Origin of the sequence: Neobacillus sp. YIM B06451, assembly GCF_032667185.1 — a bacterium.
Taxonomy (GTDB): domain Bacteria; phylum Bacillota; class Bacilli; order Bacillales; family Cytobacillaceae; genus Bacillus_D.
The window spans coordinates 205610-225479 of the sequence record NZ_JAVFKJ010000005.1; the positions used below are offsets into that span (position 1 = coordinate 205610).

Annotated in this window: 18 protein-coding genes; 2 read left to right on the top strand and 16 right to left on the bottom strand. The window is 47.8% G+C overall.

Features of this window, described 5'->3' with window-relative positions:
- Positions 1 to 261: 261 nt before the first annotated feature.
- The 3 genes from RB160_RS12025 to prfA are packed head-to-tail and all read right to left on the bottom strand — an operon-like array spanning position 262 to position 2738.
- Positions 262 to 759 carry a GNAT family N-acetyltransferase gene (locus RB160_RS12025; protein ID WP_316570587.1) on the bottom strand — a complete coding sequence of 166 codons (498 nt, stop codon included), beginning with the start codon at positions 757 to 759 and terminating at the stop codon, positions 262 to 264.
- A gap of 52 nt (positions 760 to 811) precedes the next feature.
- A complete protein-coding gene (gene prmC, locus RB160_RS12030; protein WP_316570589.1) occupies positions 812 to 1672 on the bottom strand; it encodes a peptide chain release factor N(5)-glutamine methyltransferase in 861 nt (286 codons plus the stop codon).
- On the bottom strand, positions 1665 to 2738 hold the full coding sequence (gene prfA, locus RB160_RS12035) for a peptide chain release factor 1 (protein WP_316570590.1): 1074 nt from the start codon (positions 2736 to 2738) through the stop codon (positions 1665 to 1667). The genes prmC and prfA overlap by 8 nt, the downstream gene beginning before the upstream one ends.
- Before the next feature lie 297 nt (positions 2739 to 3035).
- On the opposite strand from prfA, the gene RB160_RS12040 reads away from it, so the two are divergent.
- Entirely contained in the window at positions 3036 to 4010 is a 975-nt protein-coding gene (locus RB160_RS12040; RefSeq protein ID WP_316570591.1) for a cation diffusion facilitator family transporter, read from the top strand.
- A gap of 83 nt (positions 4011 to 4093) precedes the next feature.
- Here RB160_RS12040 and RB160_RS12045 read toward each other — a convergent pair whose 3' ends face one another.
- The 8 genes from RB160_RS12045 to RB160_RS12080 all read right to left on the bottom strand — a co-directional run bounded on the left by RB160_RS12045 (position 4094) and on the right by RB160_RS12080 (position 11851).
- Entirely contained in the window at positions 4094 to 4714 is a 621-nt protein-coding gene (locus RB160_RS12045; protein WP_316570592.1) for a thymidine kinase, read from the bottom strand.
- A 223-nt stretch (positions 4715 to 4937) separates the two neighbouring features.
- Positions 4938 to 5147 carry a 50S ribosomal protein L31 gene (gene rpmE, locus RB160_RS12050; RefSeq protein WP_316570593.1) on the bottom strand — a complete coding sequence of 70 codons (210 nt, stop codon included), beginning with the start codon at positions 5145 to 5147 and terminating at the stop codon, positions 4938 to 4940.
- A 176-nt stretch (positions 5148 to 5323) separates the two neighbouring features.
- A complete protein-coding gene (gene rho, locus RB160_RS12055; RefSeq protein ID WP_316570594.1) occupies positions 5324 to 6601 on the bottom strand; it encodes a transcription termination factor Rho in 1278 nt (425 codons plus the stop codon).
- Positions 6602 to 7002: 401 nt separating this feature from the next.
- On the bottom strand, positions 7003 to 7965 hold the full coding sequence (gene glpX / locus RB160_RS12060) for a class II fructose-bisphosphatase (protein ID WP_316570595.1): 963 nt from the start codon (positions 7963 to 7965) through the stop codon (positions 7003 to 7005).
- Between the two features lie 113 nt (positions 7966 to 8078).
- The gene (locus tag RB160_RS12065) at positions 8079 to 9365 is read right to left on the bottom strand and encodes a UDP-N-acetylglucosamine 1-carboxyvinyltransferase (protein WP_316570596.1); all 1287 of its coding nucleotides are present in this window, start codon (positions 9363 to 9365) and stop codon (positions 8079 to 8081) included.
- Positions 9366 to 9579: 214 nt separating this feature from the next.
- Complete coding sequence (fsa, locus tag RB160_RS12070) at positions 9580 to 10221, bottom strand: fructose-6-phosphate aldolase (RefSeq protein ID WP_316570598.1); 642 nt, start codon at positions 10219 to 10221, stop codon at positions 9580 to 9582.
- Between the two features lie 141 nt (positions 10222 to 10362).
- Positions 10363 to 11220: a class II fructose-bisphosphate aldolase gene (locus tag RB160_RS12075; protein ID WP_316570599.1), complete on the bottom strand. Its 858-nt coding sequence runs from the start codon at positions 11218 to 11220 to the stop codon at positions 10363 to 10365.
- A 256-nt stretch (positions 11221 to 11476) separates the two neighbouring features.
- On the bottom strand, positions 11477 to 11851 hold the full coding sequence (locus RB160_RS12080; RefSeq protein WP_316570601.1) for a response regulator: 375 nt from the start codon (positions 11849 to 11851) through the stop codon (positions 11477 to 11479).
- A gap of 184 nt (positions 11852 to 12035) precedes the next feature.
- Between RB160_RS12080 and RB160_RS12085 the strand changes: the two genes are divergently transcribed.
- Positions 12036 to 12569, top strand: coding sequence for a DUF2529 domain-containing protein (locus RB160_RS12085; protein WP_316570602.1), 534 nt, complete (start codon positions 12036 to 12038; stop codon positions 12567 to 12569).
- 53 nt (positions 12570 to 12622) lie between these two features.
- Here the strand turns inward: RB160_RS12085 and RB160_RS12090 are convergent, their stop codons facing one another.
- The 5 genes from RB160_RS12090 to RB160_RS12110 form a co-directional block, all read right to left on the bottom strand.
- Positions 12623 to 14218, bottom strand: coding sequence for a CTP synthase (locus RB160_RS12090; protein WP_316570603.1), 1596 nt, complete (start codon positions 14216 to 14218; stop codon positions 12623 to 12625).
- A 264-nt stretch (positions 14219 to 14482) separates the two neighbouring features.
- On the bottom strand, positions 14483 to 15115 hold the full coding sequence (gene rpoE / locus RB160_RS12095) for a DNA-directed RNA polymerase subunit delta (RefSeq protein ID WP_316570604.1): 633 nt from the start codon (positions 15113 to 15115) through the stop codon (positions 14483 to 14485).
- Positions 15116 to 15285: 170 nt separating this feature from the next.
- Positions 15286 to 15447, bottom strand: a complete 162-nt coding sequence (locus RB160_RS12100) for a hypothetical protein (protein ID WP_316570605.1) — start codon at positions 15445 to 15447, stop codon at positions 15286 to 15288.
- Positions 15448 to 15837: 390 nt separating this feature from the next.
- Entirely contained in the window at positions 15838 to 19098 is a 3261-nt protein-coding gene (gene icmF / locus RB160_RS12105) for a fused isobutyryl-CoA mutase/GTPase IcmF (protein ID WP_316570606.1), read from the bottom strand.
- Positions 19095 to 19769, bottom strand: coding sequence for a TetR/AcrR family transcriptional regulator (locus RB160_RS12110; RefSeq protein ID WP_316570607.1), 675 nt, complete (start codon positions 19767 to 19769; stop codon positions 19095 to 19097). Before RB160_RS12110 ends, icmF begins: the two co-directional genes overlap by 4 nt.
- Positions 19770 to 19870 lie beyond the last annotated feature (101 nt).

Here is a 19870-nt window from a genome sequence, read left to right on the forward strand (position 1 = left end):
AAAATGCCGACTGCTCTATTTACCCTCTTTCCGAGACAGTTAAACACATTACCAAAATGTTTTGTCCCACTCTTAAGGGACAGTAAGCCCTAATGGGCAACTGTCCCTAAAGGTCCGATTGGTTCATCTAAACCATCAGTGGAAAACCACCACTGATGGAAGATTCACTTTATCCCACTCTTAAGGGACAGTAAGCCCTAATGGGCAACTGTCCGTAAAAGGGCTAACCACCATCGGAATACCCCGCTGATGGAACATTACCTATAACAGTTTATACATATGATACTCGTCAATATAAGAGCCATTGATGAATAGGGAGTGGTTCTTCGTTCCCTCAATTTCAAAACCCATTTTCCTGTAGAGGCCAATAGCGGCTTCGTTGTGGACCATCACCGTCAGCTCAAGCCGGTGGATACCAGCTTGGGAAGTCCACTTCAAAAGTTCCTTAAACAGGCCGGTTCCGGCTCCGCTGCCCCGTTGCCCTTCCGCAATGCCCACTACTAGATAGGCGCAATGCCTCTTACGCGGAGCTCCTCCACCAATAGCAAATAGGTATCCGATTAATTCCCCGTCCTTTTCCGCAACAAACATCGCGGAATTGGAGTCACCTGCCATTTTTCGAATCATGGCTTCCTGCTGATCCGCTGTTAAATTCCTTTCCCCTGCCCCATACATCATGAATTCCGATGTCGCTTCGACATGTTTGATCAGTGCCGCCAGTGGGGCACCATCACCAACCGCCGCTCTCCGGATTTTCATTCGATTTCCCCCCTTTTCCCGTCCTTAAACGGGAAGTGATGGAAGATTCACTTCAAGTCCGCTCGATGAATACGATGCGGTCTTTTCCGTTTATATCATTGATGACTTCCACATTTGCGGTTGGGAAGGTTTTTTTACATAAAGAAGCAACCGCAGCCCCCTGGCCAGCACCTATTTCAAATCCGACAAGCGCCCGGCTATTCAGGACAGCTGGCAACTCCTCCATGAATCTCCTATAAAAATCAAGGCCGTCACTGCCCGCGAACAAGGCCCTATGCGGCTCATGCCCTGTTACGACATCCGACATCCACGCCTCGTCACCATCTGGAATATAAGGAGGATTTGACAAAACAATATCGAAACGGGCCCCCGCTTGAATAAACGGCTTCAAAAGGTCGCCCCGGACAAATCCCACATCCGCTCCAAGGCGGTGGGCGTTTTCCTCAGCTACAAGAAGGGAGCCCGCAGCGATATCCGTCGCTGTCACAGAAAGCCCCGGCTCTTCAAGTTTCATTGTAATCGCAATAGCCCCGCTGCCTGTCCCTATATCGGCGAGCTCCAAATCACCCGCGTCGCCGAACATTGCCTTAATTCTTTTAAGCGCGCCTTCGACAAGTTCTTCGGTCTCGGGCCGCGGTATCAGCACTTCTTCATTCACCAAAAATGGCCTGCCATAAAATTCTTCCTGGCCAATAATATACTGAACTGGCTTTCCGGTAGCATGCTTCCGGACGGCTTCCTCGAACTGTTTAAGATGGCCTGAAGAAATTTCATCCCTTATAACCGTAAACAGCCTCGTCCGGTCGATTCCAAGAACGTACCTCAACAATACCTCCCCGGCAAATTCCTCCCGACCTGCTTCTTTTAAAAAAGAAGAAGCCCAGTTCAGGGCTTCATATACCTTCTTACTCATCAGAGGCACGTTCCAGCTTTGCGGACTGGTCTTCCATAATCAATGCATCAATGATTTCACCAAGCTTGCCTTCAAGAATCTGGTCAAGCTTCTGGATGGTGAGGCCGATTCGGTGATCGGTAACCCGGTTTTGCGGGAAATTGTAGGTACGGATCCGCTCGGAACGGTCGCCGGTCCCAACCGCGGATTTGCGCACTTGATCGTACTCAGCCTGCGCCTCCTGCTGGAACTTGTCGTACACGCGTGCACGGAGAATTTTCATCGCCTTATCCCTGTTTTTATGCTGGGATTTTTCATCCTGCATTGAAACAGTTATTCCAGTAGGAATATGGGTAAGACGGACGGCTGACATAGTCGTGTTAACGGATTGTCCGCCGGCGCCGCTTGAAGCGAAGGTGTCGAACCTGATATCTTTGTCGTGGATTTCAACCTCGACTTCCTCTGCTTCCGGAAGGCATGCGACAGTCGCGGTCGAGGTATGGATCCTACCGCCTGATTCAGTCTCTGGTACGCGCTGGACACGGTGCGCTCCATTTTCGAATTTCAGTCTTGAATACGCGCCGGTACCGTTTATCATAAAAATAATTTCCTTGAAACCGCCAAGTCCGGTCGGGCTCGCATCCATGACTTCAGTCTTCCAGCCCTGGGCTTCTGCATAGCGGCTGTACATTCGGTAAAGATCCCCGGCAAAGAGAGCTGCTTCATCCCCTCCGGCTGCCCCGCGGATTTCAAAAATTACGTTCTTGTCATCGTTCGGGTCTTTCGGAATAAGCAGGATCTTCAGCTTTTCTTCAAGCTCCTCGATTTGGGAGGAAAGCTCATTCACTTCCTCCTTCACCATATCGCGCATATCCGCATCAAGCTTTTCATCAAGCATAGCCTTGGCATCTTCTAACTGCTCTTTCGTTTCCTTATACTCACGGTAAACCATGACAGTTTCCTGTATATCTGATTGCTCCTTAGAGTACTCGCGGAGCTTTTTTGAATCATTTATTATGGCTGGATCGCTTAAAAGCTCATTCAGCTTTTCATAACGGTCCTCAACAGCCTGAAGACGATCAAACACACTATTCACCTCAGTTATTAGTCCAAATCTTTTAATCTTCATTCCACACGGACAACCAACCATGATGGGCAGTTTTTCACCCTGAATGATGAAAATCCTTTTACATGGAAGTATAGCATCCCTTCCATCATCACTTTATTATAATACAGCCGGAAATCTCCGTCAAAGCCGCTATCAATGCAACACTATCCTCCGTTTTCCAAACCATTCATGCATGCGGCATTTTATTTTCTTTTTAGTTTATTCAGGGTTAAATCCTGGTGAGAAGGGTATTTTTTTACAAAGAAACTGGAAAGGATGAGTCTCGTGACGTTTGTAGCACTGTTGAAAAAAGGGAACAAATCCTCCGGAATCGCCGCGCTTGCAAATGCGATACTTGCTGTAATAAAAGGAATTGCCGCCTTTTTAAGCGGGAGCGGAACTATGTTTGCAACGACCCTGCACTCTGTGGCCGATTCAACAAACCAGGCCTTTGTATTCATCGGGAGCGCCCTGGCAGAGAAAGCACCGACAAGAAGGTTCCCGACAGGATTTGGGCGAGTCGTTAATCTGTTCGTGCTAATTGCGGTCGTGGTCATCTCGATTATGTCCTACGAAACGGTGCATAAAGGCTTGGAACTAATACAAAACCCGAAAAAACCGGATAAAATTTTGCTGAATGTACTAATTTTACTCGCAGCAGTCGGGCTAGACGGAGCTGTGCTGGTTAAGGCAATGAGGGAAATTGTCCATGAAACACGAAGCAATGCAAAAGGGTTGGCGATTATTCCAGCCGCTTTCAAAAATGTAAAGCTTGCCTCTCCCCCGACAAGGCTCGTTTTTTATGAAGATATCATCGCGACCTTTGGAGCGGCTCTTGCCCTGCTCGCCATTGTCCTGGCAAATACGACAGGACTCTATTTCCTCGACGGAGTGGGAACGCTTTTGATCGGATTTATGCTATTTGGCATAGCCATAAAAATTGGCTATGAAAATACAGTGGGACTAATTGGCGTTGCGGCGCCAAGGGTTATCGAGGATAGGATCGCCAAAACTATTTTCTCGGATCCCGACGTGGACGACATTAATAAATTACGGATTATCCAGGAAGGCCGGCAATACCATGTAGAAGGCTATATTGAGCTGCGAAGAGGGTTAAGCCTCGCAGTGGCGGATGACATTAAATTCAGGATAAGGGACAGGCTGCTAGCCGACCCGGATATTAGCGATGTAACAATTGGAATATTGGAAACAGATGGAATTACCGATTGGAAACCATCACCGGAAGAATAAAAGTCCTGATTTTTTATAACATGGATAGCGCTACATTTCCTGTTAAAAAAGAGGCTCGTCCAGCAATGGACAGCCTCTTTTTATTATAAAGCTTTTGTTTTATGGATGGCCATTTCAACATCGGCCACGGAGTTTGGAACTTCATGGTGGTGCCTGCAGCGAGGCTCATATGCTTCGGATGCGCCGACAAGAATAATTGGATCATCATAGGATGCCGGGCGGCCGTCAATAAGGCGCTGCGTTCTGCTCGCGGGGGAACCGCAAACGGCGCATACGGCCTGCAGTTTAGTAACAAGTTCGGCAACTGCCATTAGGTCGGGCATTTTACCAAAAGGCTCGCCGCGAAAATCCTGGTCAAGACCAGCGGCAATGACCCTGAAACCACTGTTGGCAAGATGCTGGACGACATTGACAACATCATTGTCAAAAAATTGGACTTCATCGATTGCAATGACATCGACTTCAACGTCAATATGGTCAAAAATTTCAGTGGAATGTGAGATTGGCATGGCAAAAAAGGATGTTCCATTATGCGAAACAACGGATTCATCACTGTAGCGGTTATCTATTTTTGGCTTGAAAACAGCAATTTTTTGCTTGGCGAATTGCGCCCGGCGGACTCTCCGGATCAATTCCTCCGATTTCCCTGAAAACATGCTGCCACAAATAACCTCGATCCAGCCGCTTTGTTTCATAACGTACATACTGCTGCCTCTCCTTCCGTGCATACCCTGTTAAAGTTATTATGTATTTCGTTCTTCATTTTCACGCGTCACCGGCATAAGCGCCCTAACTACTGTTGCTTTTACCCAAACTGACGGCCTGAAACCGTCATTCCGCCAAAGTTCGATGAATTTCCCGTTAGAAAAAGTAAAAAAAACAGGCAAGCGATGTTGATTCTTGCCTGTTTTTTGAACAGTTTTTCGATTATTGCTGTTGCTTGATGCCGTATTTCTTGTTGAAACGGTCAACACGACCGCCAGCTTCAGCAAATTTTTGACGTCCTGTATAGAATGGATGGCACTCGGAGCAAGTTTCAACGCGAATTTCGTTTTTCACTGATCCGGTTTCAAACTGGTTGCCGCAAGCGCAAGTCACCATTACTGTTTTATAATTTGGATGAATTCCTGCCTTCATTCTTTTCATCTCCTTCCGCCCTGAATCATTCCGAAACAGAGTTATAGACCCGGGTGCATATTAGCCCCGTAGTGGTAAAAAAACACTGTTATCATTATAGCAAGCCTGTTCAGCTTTTGCAAGATGGGATTTTCAAGAAAACGATAGGAATTTATAGTGGAATTGCACCGCCAAATTTACTGTTGTTTTCTTGCTGTGCTTGCTTTCATTTCTTCTCCTACCTGAGCGAAGAATTCTTCATTCGACTTTGTCTGCCTCAATTTTTTCAGGAAGCGTTCGGCAAAGTCGGGGCTGTCAGACATTGATTTCCTGATTGCCCACAGCTTGTCAAGCTGGTCTTTTGGAAGCAGCAGTTCTTCCTTCCTTGTTCCTGACCGCCGGATATCGAGAGCAGGGAAAATCCTTCTTTCGGCAAGGGAACGGTCGAGATGAAGTTCCATGTTTCCTGTCCCTTTAAATTCCTCGTAAATGACATCGTCCATCCGCGAGCCTGTGTCAACCAAGGCAGTCGCAAGGATGGTCAGGCTCCCGCCTTCTTCGATATTCCGCGCCGCCCCAAAGAATCGTTTCGGACGGTGGAAAGCTGCCGGGTCAATCCCCCCGGACAGGGTTCGTCCGCTTGGCGGAATCACCAGGTTGTACGCTCTCGCAAGCCTTGTAATACTATCCATCAGGATAATGACATCCTTCTTATGTTCGACAAGGCGCATAGCGCGTTCGAGGACAAGCTCCGCAACCTTAATATGGTTTTCCGGCACTTCATCGAAAGTCGAGCTGACAACATCCCCCACAACAGAACGTTCAATGTCGGTCACTTCTTCCGGCCGCTCGTCGATCAAAAGGACAATCAGTTCTGCTTCCGGGTGATTGGTCGTAATACTGTTGGCAATTTCTTTTAACAGCATAGTTTTACCGGCTTTTGGCGGGGCGACGATCAGTCCGCGCTGCCCGAAGCCAACCGGGGCAATTAAATCCATAATTCGTGTAGAAAGATGTTTCGGAGTCGTCTCGAGCTTAATTTGCCTGTCAGGGTATAAGGCGGTAAGCGCCGGGAAGTGGACACGTTCCTTTGCCGACTCTGGGTTTTCGCCATTGACAGCCTCAACATGAAGGAGGCCGTAGTAGCGCTCACTCTCCTTTGGAGGCCTTACCTTGCCTGAAACTTTATCGCCATTCCTAAGATCAAATCGGCGGATTTGCGATGCCGAAATATAAATATCCTCGGAGCTCGGAGAATAATTGATTGGGCGGAGGAATCCAAAGCCCTCCGACTGGATGATTTCCAGAACACCTTCCATGAAGAAATAGCCCTGCTGTTCAGCACGCGCTTTTAGGATGGAGAAAATGAGTTCTTTCTTTGTCAATTTACTGTAGTAGGAAACTTTATATTCCCTGGCTAGCTCATACAATTCCTTAAGCTTCATATTTTCGAGGCTTGTGATTGTTAATTCCATTTGGACACCACGCTTTACTTATTTGGTTCTTCTCTTTGCTGCATCCATGGGGATGCTCTCGTTTTTTTAAATGAAAACGGTTGAAAAACAGGCATAACGTTCAATCGAATAAGGTTGAAATGCCACGTTTCATGCAGAGAGGAATTGATTGCTCTTGAAGGGTTCTGGAAGTTTAATTGGAAGATTAGCAGATGCTTACAAAACAATTTCTATTTTACCCGTTATTCCAAAAAATAACCATAGTTTTTGCAAATTGGGTTTCTTCGGCCGAGAACGCGCCCAAGCCAAGCCGGGGCCTGGATCCAATGGCCCCATTCTTAACTGGTTTAATGGCCCCTCCTTAAAATTCAGAGGCCGGCCAAGATATGTGAGGAGTTCATTACCTCTAAAACAGTTAAAGGTTAACGTATTACTAGGTTTGGTTTTTTATGAAGGCTGTGCCGCCCTTCAATAAACCGGACAGTTCCTGATTTTGCCCGCATGACGACCGAGTGGGTAGATCCATAGGTGCCCTTAAATTGGACTCCCTTCAAAAGTTCGCCATCTGTTACCCCTGTTGCGGCAAAAATGGCGTCATCTCCCTTGACGAGGTCTTCCATCCGGAGCACTTTATTGACATCAAGGCCCATTTTCCTGCATCGTTCAATTTCTGCATCATTTTGGGGATCAAGTTTCCCGATTAGTTCCCCCCCGAGGCATTTCAAAGCTACGGCAGCCAGGACACCTTCTGGGGCTCCTCCCGATCCGAACAAAATATCGACGCCGGTAAAATCAAACGCGGTGTTGATTGCGCCTGCCACATCACCATCATTGATAAGCTTGATCCTTGCGCCTGCTTCACGAAGCTGGGCGATGATGCCCGCGTGGCGCTCCCGGTTCAGGACAGTGGCGACGACATCCTCTATATCCTTGTTTTTTGCCCTGGCAACAGCCTTGAGATTATCAAGGACAGAGGCATTTAGATCAATTTGCCCGACGGCCTCAGGACCAACCGCGATTTTATCCATATACATATCCGGGGCATGGAGAAGGTTCCCATGGTCGGCAACCGCCAATACGGCCAGCGCGTTCCAGCCCCCGGAAGCAACAATGTTCGTACCTTCAAGGGGGTCAACCGCGACGTCAACCCTGGGCCCATAGCCAGTGCCAAGCTTTTCACCGATATAGAGCATGGGCGCTTCGTCCATTTCCCCTTCTCCAATAACAACCGTGCCCTTCATCGGTACTGTATCAAATACATCCCTCATGGCCGAAGTGGCAGCATCATCCGCTTCATCCTTTTTCCCGCGGCCCATCCACCGTGCGGAAGCAAGGGCAGCCCCCTCTGTTACGCGGACCAGTTCCATCGTTAAGCTTCTTTCCATCGGTTTTTCCCCCATCGTTCGTCAGTTCTATTAAAGCTTGTTAATCCCAAGTATAGCAGAAAGCAGCTTTAAAAGGCGCTGCCTGGTGTATGGCTGGCGCCTTCATGGCGATGTTACGTATTTTTAAGCTGCTCGACTTCCTCTTCGGTCATCGCTTCCCGCCAGACCGTTGCTCCAAGTCCGTTCAGCTTTTCAACAAGGTTGCTGTACCCCCTGTCAATATGCTCAAGGCCAGTTACTTCGGTAATTCCTTCAGCCATCAACCCGGCAATGACGAGCGCCGCGCCCGCGCGGAGGTCGCTTGCCTTGACCTTTGCCCCTTGAAGCTGGATAGGACCGGAAACGATGGCAGACCGCCCTTCAACCTTGATGTTCGCATTCATTCGCCTTAGTTCGTCGATATGCTTGAAACGGGCACCGTAAATCGTATCCGTTACCATGCTTGAACCTTCTGCCCTTGTCAAAAGGGACGTAAACGGCTGTTGAAGGTCTGTTGGAAACCCTGGGTACACTAGCGTCTTAATATCAACCGCCTTCAGCCTGGATGCACTCCGCACAAATATCTGGTCATCGCCGGCTTCGACGTACACTCCCATTTCACTCAGCTTCGCAATCAGGGACTCAAGGTGCTGGGGAATAACATTATCGACAAGGACCCCATCCCCCATTGCGGCACCAAGAATGATATATGTCCCTGCTTCAATCCGGTCCGGGATGATGGTGTGCCGGCAACCATGAAGGCTGTCCACGCCGTCAATACGGATGACGTCAGTTCCAGCACCCTTTATACGGGCACCCATGTTGGTCAGCAGCGTCGCCACATCGATGATTTCAGGTTCCTTGGCCGCATTTTCGATTACGGTCCGGCCTTTTGCGCGGACAGCAGCGAGCATAATATTGATGGTCGCTCCGACACTGACAACATCGAGGTAAATCCGCGCGCCTCTTAATTCTTCCGCCCTCAGGTAAATGGCTCCCTGTTCGTTCGTAACACTTGCCCCGAGCGCCTCAAAACCTTTAATGTGTTGGTCGATTGGCCTTGGTCCAAGATGGCATCCACCCGGAAGCCCGATTACTGCTTTCTTGAACCGGCCAAGCATGGCTCCCATCAGGTAATAAGACGCCCGCAGCTTTTTCACTTTCCCATTTGGCAGCGGCATGGAAATCATGCCGGAAGGATTAACCGTCATTTCATTGTCAGACAGCTTTACCTGCCCACCGATTTCTTCCAGAAGCCCTTTGAGGATTTCAACATCCGATATATCGGGCAGCCCCTCGATAGTAACAGGAGAATCCGCAAGTATTGTGGCTGGGATTAATGCGACCGCGCTGTTTTTGGCCCCACTTACCCGGACAGTCCCTTTAAGGGGGTAGCCACCGGCAATTTTAAGCTTTTCCATTTCCGACTCCCTTTCCAGCCATCGATCACAGCTGTTCGGCCGATAGCTTTGCTGCCGGCCGAGGCTTAAGGTATTATTTTCCACTATCATTAGGCATAATCCGGCAGTTTGTCTTACCTTCTAGTTTACACGAAAATTCCCTTTTCATGTATCGATAACTAAAAAAGTTCAAAAATAGTAAGCGTTTTCCATTTAGGTAATCAGAATTCGCCGCTTAGCGGGAATTCCAGTCTTTTAGGAATGCCTCGATTCCTTTATCTGTCAACGGGTGGTTGAAAAGCTGCATAAGGACTTTATACGGGATTGTAGCGATATCCGCCCCACGTAATGCTGCTTCGGTCACATGCATTGGATGCCTGATGGATGCAGCGATAATTTCCGTTTCAATGCCATGGACAGCGAAAATGTCAGCAATCGTCGAAATAAGATCCAACCCGTTTTGGCCTATATCATCTAGCCTTCCGAGGAATGGCGATACATAGCTAGCACCTGCGCGGGCAGCAAGCAACGCCTGATTCGCATTAAAAATGAGTGTCACATTCGTTTTAATGCCTTCCTTGGAAAAAGCATGGACAGCCTTCAGTCCCTCAGGGGTCATTGGCACCTTAATTGTGATATTTGGAGCGATTTTCGCCAGCTCCTTGCCCTCTTTAATCATGCCTTCCGCATCAAGTGCAATGACCTCGGCGCTAACAGAGCCGGATACAAGATTCGTTATTTCCTTCAAGCGATCTTCAAAGGATACTCCCTTTTCCTTGGCGACAAGGGTAGGGTTTGTTGTAACTCCTGCTAATACGCCAAGGGCGTACGCTTCTCTGATTTCTTCCATATTGGCTGTATCGATAAAAAACTTCATAGTCAACCTCCTGGTGTTTAATTGGGTTTATTTTATCCGAACCGGAAACAAATGAACTGAAACCGCCCTCTGATCCAGGGGCGGTTCCTCAATCTTTATATGGCCTCAGCCGTATAAATCGGCGGATTCCGCCATGGGGCATTAAGCTTTTCCTGATGAACCGAATTCACGCATTTTCCCAATAACAGTCTCTTTAATCGCATCACGGGCAGGACCCAAATATTTGCGAGGGTCGTACTCATTCGGCTTGGCAGCCAGAACTTCACGCACAACCTTGGCGGACGCCATTTGATTTTCGGTATTTACATTTATTTTTGCAGTTCCGAGCGAAATGGATTTTTGGATATCTTTCGTCGGGATTCCAGTTCCTCCATGCAGGACGAGCGGCAAGCCAGTAATGTTGCCGATTTCCTCCATTTCCTTGAAACCAAGATTGGGTTCACCTTTATAAGGTCCGTGAACGGAACCGAGCGCAGGAGCCAGGCAGTCAATTCCTGTGCGTTTTGCAAGTTCTTCACATTCCTTCGGGTCGGCATAAATTACGCCATCCGCGATAACATCATCTTCCTGTCCGCCAACTGTTCCAAGCTCAGCTTCTACCGAAACACCTTTTGAATGCGCATATTCAACCACTTTCGTTGTGATTTCAATGTTTTCTTCAAATGGATGATGTGAGGCGTCGATCATGACGGAAGTAAAGCCAGCATCAATGGCTGCCTTACACTTGTCAAAGCTTGAACCGTGGTCAAGATGGATTGCGACAGGCACTGTAATTCCATAATCCTCCATAAGGCCCTCAACCATTTTTACAACAGTTTTAAACCCGCCCATATAGCGAGCGGCACCTTCGGATACCCCAAGGATGACAGGAGACTTCTCCTCTTCGGCAGCCAAAAGGATTGCTTGGGTGAATTCGAGATTGTTCAGATTGAACTGGCCGACAGCATAGCCTTCTGATTTCGCCTTGTTCAGCATATCAGTCATGGAAACTAAGGGCATTGTATTTCCTCCTTAATGTTGGCCGTAAATCAGCCAGGGTTCCCATAATAACGTCCCCCTCGCGCTGGCCGATTATGTAACGATTTTTGGCTGGCTGAAAGATTCTTTCGCCAGCCAATTCCATTAGTTATCATATCAGACCGGCTCTGAAAATTCCATTAATCACTTTGATTATAGCAATTTTCCAATATGGAAGCGCCGCCATTTTCCTTTTATACCACATGGCTGGAAACTGAAACTTTTTATAGCTTGATTTTTAAACCCCCTGGTTCCTGTCCGCGTAAATTTTTACAGCATTCCGGATATCATCAATATCGAACGGCTTTGCGAAATGGGTTATTGCTCCAAGATCTTTTGCCTCCTGAATCATATCCAGTTCACCATATGCAGTCATAATGATAACCCGAATCTCTGGATCAATGATTTTCATTCTTTTTAGTATTTCAATACCGTCCATCCCGGGGATTTTCATATCAAGCAAAACCAAGTCAGGTGAATGCTTCTTTACAATATCAAGTGCCTGGATGCCATTTGCAGCCTGGAATGTCGTATATCCTTCCTTTTGAAAAACCTCATTCAGCAGAATTCGGATACCAAATTGGTCATCAACTATCAGTATTTTCCCTCTCATTCAACAATCGCCCCGATTCTCCTAATTTTCTTTCTCAGGCATGATCCGCCCCGGTTATTCCTTTTGACTATTTCTCCTTTTCTTCGCAATATCCTGCAAAAATTCTGCGGTGAATTTACGACATTTTTTGCAAGACGGCGGAATTTGTCTATAATGAAAGAAAAATCGATGAGTGGAGGCCGCCATGTTAAAAATGTTTTCCACGCAGCTCGCAGGGCTGCTTGGCAGGATTCACGATAAACAGGAAGAAAATCTAGAGGATGCCGCCCGGCTTTTGGCACAGGCCGTAGCAGGTGAAGGGCGTATTTTTATTTACGGGACTAGGGAAATGGAAGCCGTCGCGCTTGAGGCAACACTTGGCGAAGAACCCCTTCCTTCCGCCGTAAACTGGGACGGGGAGGAAACAGCAGAGTTCACAGCCGCGGACAGGGCTTTGATTGTTACACGTTTTTCAGGGGATTCTGACGCCCTTAAGGCCGCAAAGCTTTTACAAAAAAAAGGGATTTCATTTGCAGGCATCTCTTCCGCCCGGGAGGAATCTGACGGCGATACTCTTGAAAATATTGCCGATGTCCATGTCGGGCTTTTGCTAAAAAAAGCCCTTCTGCCGGATGAGTTCGGCGGCCGCTTTGGATTTCCGGCTCCTATCGCCGGTTTATTTGCCTATTATGGAATCAAGTTCATAATTGATGAGATTCTAGCCGAATATGAAGAATAGAAGCAAAAAGAGCCGACTCCCTTTATGAAAGGGACGGCTCTTTTTCATGGTGGTTATTGATTTAAAGTTGCATGGATGAACTCCCGGAAAAGCGGCTGTGGGCGGGTCGGCCTAGAAAGGAATTCCGGATGGAACTGGGATGCCACGAACCAAGGATGGTCCTTCACCTCGATTGTTTCAATCAAACGGCCGTCCGGGCTAGTTCCTGAAAACACAAATCCGGATTTTTCCATATCTTGGCGGTATTGATTATTGAATTCATACCGATGGCGGTGGCGTTCGTAAACAATCTTTTCGCCATAAGCATCAAACACTTTTGTCCCCTCAACCAGTTTGCATGGATAAAGGCCAAGGCGAAGTGTTCCACCAAGATCTTCAACATCCTTCTGCTCCGGCAAAAGATCAATGATTGGATGGGTTGTGCCTGGATCGATTTCAGCGGAATGAGCATCCTTCAAGCCAAGGACATTCCGGGCGTATTCGATAGTTGCTAGCTGCATGCCAAGGCAGATTCCGAGGAATGGCACCTTGTTTTCACGCGCGAATTTAATGGCCGAAATTTTCCCTTCGACACCCCTGTCCCCAAATCCACCGGGAACAAGTATGCCGTTTACATCCCCGAGTAGTTCGTTGACATTCTCTTCCGTCACATCTTCAGCATTGACCCACTTGATATCAATGTCCGCATCATATGCGTACCCCGCGTGCTTGAGCGCTTCGACAACGGAAATATAAGCATCCTGCAGCTCAACATATTTCCCGACAAGCGCAATCCTAGTTTTCGCTGACAGATGAGTCACCTTTTCGACAAGGGCTTTCCATTCTGTCATATCTGCTTCAGTGCATTGAAGCTTTAAATGGTCACAAACAATTTGATCCAAATGCTGATCCTGTAGTGCAAGTGGTACGGAATAGAGCGTTTCCGCGTCACGGCACTCAATGACGGCTTCTTTGTTAATGTCGCAGAAAAGAGCGATTTTGTCCTTCATATCCTGTGAAACAGGCATTTCTGTACGGACGACAATTACATTCGGCTGGATACCTAGGCTGCGCAATTCCTTTACACTGTGCTGGGTTGGCTTTGTTTTCATCTCGCCAGCCGCCTTGATATACGGAATCAGGGTACAATGGATGTACATCACATTCTCGTGGCCAATGTCGCTCTTGATTTGGCGGATGGCTTCGAGGAACGGAAGGGATTCTATATCGCCGACCGTACCGCCGATTTCAGTAATGACCACATCCGCATTCGATTCATGGCCAGCTCGGAAAACGCGTTCCTTGATTTCGTTGGTAATATGTGGAATTACCTGTACTGTCCCTCCAAGATAATCTCCGCGCCGTTCCTTTTTAAGTACAGTTGAATAAATTTTCCCTGTCGTCACGTTGCTATTCTTCGTCAAATTTATGTCGATGAATCGCTCGTAATGCCCTAGGTCTAGGTCAGTTTCTGCTCCATCCCCGGTCACATACACTTCCCCGTGCTGGTACGGGCTCATGGTACCCGGGTCAACGTTGATGTAAGGGTCAAATTTTTGGATGAACACTTCCAAGCCCCTGTTTTTCAATAGGCGGCCAAGGGAGGCTGCAACAATCCCTTTGCCAAGTGAGGATACTACCCCACCCGTTACGAAAACATACTTTGTCATAATAAAGTCCCCCTCTAATACAGTTTGTGCAAACTTGGATTGTTTACTGCTTTTTCGCAAAAAAAATAGTACGGCGGCAAGCGGCTAATTCATACTAAGGGGAATTCTAACAGAGCACTGCAATCAAACCCAAAGCCGAAATGCAAATAAAAAAGCGCCCAACCTGCCATATTGGCAAGGGAGCGCTTGATAGTATATTGTGTCCGTCCTTATTTAAGGAGCCCAAAAATGATTCTACAGGCAGCGACACGGATTGTCAAGCCTCTACAGGTCTTCTTCATCCTCATCATCGCTCAGCTCATCTTCCTCTAATGCCTCAAGGCTTTCCTCCAGGTCCTCATCCAAGTCCTCATCAAGGTCCTCGTCTAGATCCTCATCCAAGTCATCTTCGAGGTCCTCGTCAAGGGCTTCATCTTCCGCAATGTCAAAATCTTCATCATCTTCCTCGAAGTCCTCGGCTTCTTCAAGATCGTCGAAGGCATCTTCTTCGTCATCAAGGACATCCTCTTCCTCGAATTCTTCAAGATCATCGTAATCGAGATCATCGTCAAGCTCTTCGTAATCCTCGAGTTCATCAATGACTTTCTTCGCCTTTTTCTTCTTCGGCTTAACAGCGGCAACCTGCTCTTCTTCAACCGTATCAACCGGATACCATACACGAAGGCCCCATTTGTTTTCGCCAAGGCTGATAAAACGCCCATCTATGTTCAAATCGGTGTAAAATTGCGCCATCCTCGCCTTGATTTCATTTGCTGAAATATCCCCAGCGGCCGCAATTTCATCAAGCAGCTCATTAAAGAATACTTGCTGTTTTTTACTTTTCAGCAACTCATAGGCCATCTCAATCAAAGACATTTCCTTTAACTGCTCTTTTGAGTATTGTTCTAAACCCAACATTGGCACTTCCTTTCTCATTTGAACCACCAGGTCCAGGAAGAGATTCTTCCAAATTGCATATTCTTCATTATAAACAAATTATTCCGGTTTTAGCCAGTTCTAATTTAGCCAGAGTTTAATTTGCTGGACCGGTCCCATTTCCTCTCCCTTTTCTCCCGGATTTTCGTTCCTTATCCTTCAATATTTCCTTTATGGTAAGGAAAAGGAAAAGAATGGCCAGCAACAAAAAAGAAATAGCCCCTAACTGGCGCTGATACAGATAATTGAGTGGCCAGGCCAAGAGGACAAGAAGCAAGACTACATATTTCAATTTCACTATTTTCACCAGCCATTCTCCGGGTATATGCCAATATTATATATGAAAGTCAGGGAAATTTAATCGTTCCGGTACTTTTTTCAGGAAAAAATATTCCGGGCCGACAAGAGCCGCTTTTTTTAAAATCAGCCAGGGATGGCTGGTGAGGCCATCCCCGAATTTTTCTAAAAATGAATGTCTAAAGTTTGTTTAGTTCTAGCGCCCAACGCTAAACTGACGCTTCCGCTTTTCTTTGTCCAGCACCACAAGGAACGCTTCGGCAGCTTAGCATCGCACGAAGGAAAAGTGTCCTTCTTTTCCGAGGAGCGCCCAGCGCCTAGTGTACTTCGGTCCCCTCGCTACGATAAGTCAACATCGGGGCCCTCCAGTCCATACGGCGCTAAACGGACGCTTCCGCTTTTCTTATCTACATATTGCGCCTGTACTGGCCACCGACCTGATAAAGGGCGTTTGTGATTTGGCCGAGGCTGGCAACTTTTACGGTTTCCATCAGCTCGGCAAAAATATTCCCTCCGGAAACAGCCGTTGCCTTTAACCTTTGAAGGGCTTCGGCCGTTTTATCCGCGTGCTGTTCCTGGAACTTCCTTAAATTCGCAATCTGAAGTTCCTTTTCTTCCTTCGATGCCCTTGCAAGCTCCATATTGTTCAAATCATCCTCTGAAGGAGGATTTGGATTCAAATACGTATTGACCCCGATAATCGGCAGCTCTCCGGAATGCTTCTTCATTTCATAGTACATTGATTCATCCTGGATTTTGCCGCGCTGGTACTGTGTTTCCATGGCACCCAAAACGCCGCCGCGGTCATTGATCCGCTCAAACTCCTGGAGGACCGCTTCTTCGACAAGGTCTGTCAATTCATCGATAATGAAAGCTCCCTGAAGCGGGTTTTCATTTTTCGACAGGCCGTGCTCCTTCGTAATTATCATCTGGATCGCCATTGCCCTCCGAACCGACTCTTCGGTAGGTGTCGTAATTGCTTCGTCATACGCATTTGTATGAAGCGAGTTGCAATTATCCTGGAGCGCCATCAATGCCTGTAAGGTAGTCCGGATATCATTGAAGTCGATTTCCTGGGCATGTAGGGAACGCCCCGATGTCTGGATATGGTACTTCAGCTTTTGGCTCCGTTCGTTGGCTCCATATTTATTACGCATAACCGTCGCCCAAATCCGGCGGGCTACCCGGCCGATGACTGTATATTCGGGATCAAGGCCGTTCGAGAAGAAAAAGCTCAAATTCGGTGCGAAATCATTGATATCCATTCCGCGGCTCAAATAGTATTCGACATACGTAAAGCCGTTGGCGAGTGTGAAGGCCAGCTGTGAAATCGGGTTTGCTCCGGCTTCGGCAATATGGTAGCCCGAGATCGATACCGAATAATAGTTGCGTACCTGATTGTCGATAAAATACTGCTGGATATCCCCCATCATCCTTAGCGCGAATTCAGTCGAGAAAATACATGTATTTTGTCCCTGGTCTTCCTTCAGGATATCCGCCTGCACGGTCCCGCGGACATTTTTAAGCGTATAGGTCCGGACCTCGGCAAATTCTTCAGTTGTGAGCATCCTGCCTAATTCAGCCTCTTTTTTCTCGACTTGCTGGTGAATCGCCGTGTTCATGAACATCGCGAGAATGATTGGTGCCGGTCCGTTGATCGTCATCGAAACCGACGTTGACGGGTGGCACAAGTCAAATCCGGCATACAGCTTCATCATGTCTTCGAGCGTGCAAATGCTGACGCCGCTCTCTCCGACCTTACCATAAATATCCGGGCGGTAATCCGGGTCTTCCCCATACAGGGTAACAGAGTCGAACGCAGTGCTCAACCGCTTTGCCGTATCATCCTTCGACAAATAGTGGAAACGTCGATTTGTCCGCTCAGGCGTACCTTCCCCCGCGAACTGGCGCTTCGGGTCCTCCCCTTCGCGCTTGAACGGGAAAACCCCCGCTGTGTAAGGGAAGGCGCCAGGCACATTTTCCCGGTAAACCCAGCGCAGGATTTCGCCGTAATCCTTGTATTTCGGCAAGGCAACCTTCGGGATATCAAGCCCCGACAGGCTCTTTGATTTCAGCGCGGTCCTGATTTCTTTGTCGCGGATTCTGACCACATATTCGTCCGCCTGGTAATCGGCCTTCAGCTTTTCCCAGCCATCGAGTATTTTTCTCGATTCAGGTGACAGCGCCGCTTTCGTATTTTCCTTGATGCGGTTTAATTCTGCAATCGTCTCTTCACTTCCGCCTTCACGGAGCGCTTCAAGGACACCTTCAATTTGGAACAGCTTTCGAGCAAGATTTGCCTGTTCTTCCGCTTTTTTATGATAGTTTCTTACCGTTTCGGAAATTTCCCTTAAATAATACCGGCGGTCGGTTGGAATGATAACATTCTGCTTTTCCACCTTCGCATTTTTTGTAAAAGTGGTCTTCCAATCCGTACCCGATTTTTCATTGATTTTTTCAATCAGCGCAGCAAATACCGCATTCGTACCGGGGTCATTGAACTGGCTCGCGATTGTACCATAAACCGGCAGGTCTTCCGGATCTTTTTCAAACAGCATATGGCTTCGCTGATATTGCTTTTGAACCTGGCGCTTCGCGTCCTCCGAGCCCTTTCGCTCAAATTTGTTAATAACGATAAGGTCTGCAAAATCAATCATATCGATTTTTTCAAGCTGAGTTGGCGCGCCGAACTCACTCGTCATGACATACATCGATACATCGCAAATTTCGGTAATGGCGGCATCACCCTGGCCAATTCCGCTTGTTTCGACAACAACGAGGTCAAAGCCGGCAGCCTTTACAACCGCTACCGCATCCTTGATCGCCAGGGAAAGTTCACTTCTGGACGCCCTTGTCGCAAGGCTCCGCATATAAACGCGGGCATTGAAGATGGAGTTCATGCGGATGCGGTCTCCCAGCAGCGCTCCGCCTGTCTTTTGCTTTGTCGGATCAACCGAAAGGATGGCGACTTTCTTTTCAGGAATTTCATTGATGAACCGGCGGATCAGCTCGTCGGTTAGCGAGCTTTTCCCCGCCCCTCCTGTGCCGGTGATACCGACAACCGGGACTGGCGCGGCTACCGCTTTAACTTTTTCGATAATTTCCGAGGAGGCGGCCGTTTCTTTTCCGGCACCAACCTGGTATTCAGCAAGCGTGATCATTTTAGCAATCGCTTTCGTATCACCCTTTTGAAGCGCTTCGATTTCAGCGGCCGGTTCCTTTGGCAAGGTCGGAAAATCGCATTCCTCTACCATATTATTAATCATGCCCTGAAGGCCATGCTTTCGGCCGTCTTCCGGGGAAAAGATACGGGCAATGCCGTAATCATGCAGTTCTTTTATTTCACGGGGTATAATGACTCCGCCCCCGCCTCCATAGATGCGGATATGGCCCGCGCCCTTTTCATTCAGTAAGTCGTACATGTATTTAAAATATTCGACATGTCCTCCCTGGTAGGAAGAGATTGCAATTCCTTGAACATCTTCTTGGATCGCCGCGTTCACTACTTCCTCCACGGAGCGGTTGTGGCCAAGATGGATAACCTCAACTCCTGTCGATTGGAGGATTCTTCTCATAATATTGATCGAGGCATCATGCCCGTCGAACAGGCTTGAAGCAGTAACGAACCGGACATGGTGGACCGGCTTATAAATTTCCTGCGTGCTCATCGTTCTCCTCCTCTCAATGTAGCGTGTCCGCTCAATTGCCCGCTTGGTTTCCCTTTTGAAATTCCCGATAATAGAAGTTCTGTCTGGTGATGGATGTATTCCTCTAGCGTGAACCGTTTCTTAAGCGCCCAGCGGCGGAATCCCCACATCTGGCCAAGGACAATTATGTCATGGGCAATCAGCTCTATTTCTTTTTCCGTTAATACGAGTTCACCATTTTCCGCACAGCGGGAGAGAAGCTTGCCAAACATCGCCGCCATCTCATTTTCCTTCCGAAACACGTAAGGAAGCGCGTCTTTTGACAGCGATTTCGCCTCCTGGTACATAACGAGGACCTCATCCTGCATCTCGTCCATGATCCTGAAATAGTCCGCGATGCCCTGCTTCAGGCTTTCGAGTGTCCCGCCTCTTCCATTCAGTTCCTTTATGAGTTTGCTTGAAACCTGGTCATAAATGCTGTCGCACACAAGATAAAGGACATCTTCCTTGGTCCGGATATATTCATAGAGTGTGCCAATGCTGAAGCCGGATGCCTTCGCGATCTCCCTCGTGGTGGTGCGGTGGAAACCCTTTTGTTTAAAAAGAGCGACAGCTCCCCTTACCATCTGGCTGCGCCTTCTTTTGACAAGAAGTTCATCCTTTACGGATGCATGGACTTCCCGCTTTTTCACAAAACCACCGCCTTTTTTGAATGCCGATTATTTTTTTTTGATAGAGAGAGTATAAACTGGCTCTCTCCAAGCCAAAGGGCAAGGAAAAAATTTTTAACCTT

Bases quoted from the DNA above. Each gene is read 5' to 3' on its own strand.
- rpmE (WP_316570593.1), bottom strand. From the start codon at position 5,147: ATGAAGGCAGGAATTCATCCAAATTATAAAACAGTAATGGTGACTTGC.
- RB160_RS12085 (WP_316570602.1), top strand. From the start codon at position 12,036: ATGTTAAAAATGTTTTCCACGCAGCTCGCAGGGCTGCTTGGCAGGATT.
- RB160_RS12065 (WP_316570596.1), bottom strand. From the start codon at position 9,365: ATGGAAAAGCTTAAAATTGCCGGTGGCTACCCCCTTAAAGGGACTGTC.
- RB160_RS12040 (WP_316570591.1), top strand. From the start codon at position 3,036: ATGAGTCTCGTGACGTTTGTAGCACTGTTGAAAAAAGGGAACAAATCC.
- icmF (WP_316570606.1), bottom strand. From the start codon at position 19,098: ATGAGCACGCAGGAAATTTATAAGCCGGTCCACCATGTCCGGTTCGTT.
- rpoE (WP_316570604.1), bottom strand. From the start codon at position 15,115: ATGTTGGGTTTAGAACAATACTCAAAAGAGCAGTTAAAGGAAATGTCT.
- RB160_RS12075 (WP_316570599.1), bottom strand. From the start codon at position 11,220: ATGCCCTTAGTTTCCATGACTGATATGCTGAACAAGGCGAAATCAGAA.
- RB160_RS12090 (WP_316570603.1), bottom strand. From the start codon at position 14,218: ATGACAAAGTATGTTTTCGTAACGGGTGGGGTAGTATCCTCACTTGGC.
- glpX (WP_316570595.1), bottom strand. From the start codon at position 7,965: ATGGAAAGAAGCTTAACGATGGAACTGGTCCGCGTAACAGAGGGGGCT.
- prmC (WP_316570589.1), bottom strand. From the start codon at position 1,672: ATGAGTAAGAAGGTATATGAAGCCCTGAACTGGGCTTCTTCTTTTTTA.
- RB160_RS12045 (WP_316570592.1), bottom strand. From the start codon at position 4,714: ATGTACGTTATGAAACAAAGCGGCTGGATCGAGGTTATTTGTGGCAGC.
- RB160_RS12025 (WP_316570587.1), bottom strand. From the start codon at position 759: ATGAAAATCCGGAGAGCGGCGGTTGGTGATGGTGCCCCACTGGCGGCA.
- rho (WP_316570594.1), bottom strand. From the start codon at position 6,601: ATGGAATTAACAATCACAAGCCTCGAAAATATGAAGCTTAAGGAATTG.
- RB160_RS12100 (WP_316570605.1), bottom strand. From the start codon at position 15,447: ATGGCTGGTGAAAATAGTGAAATTGAAATATGTAGTCTTGCTTCTTGT.
- fsa (WP_316570598.1), bottom strand. From the start codon at position 10,221: ATGAAGTTTTTTATCGATACAGCCAATATGGAAGAAATCAGAGAAGCG.
- RB160_RS12080 (WP_316570601.1), bottom strand. From the start codon at position 11,851: ATGAGAGGGAAAATACTGATAGTTGATGACCAATTTGGTATCCGAATT.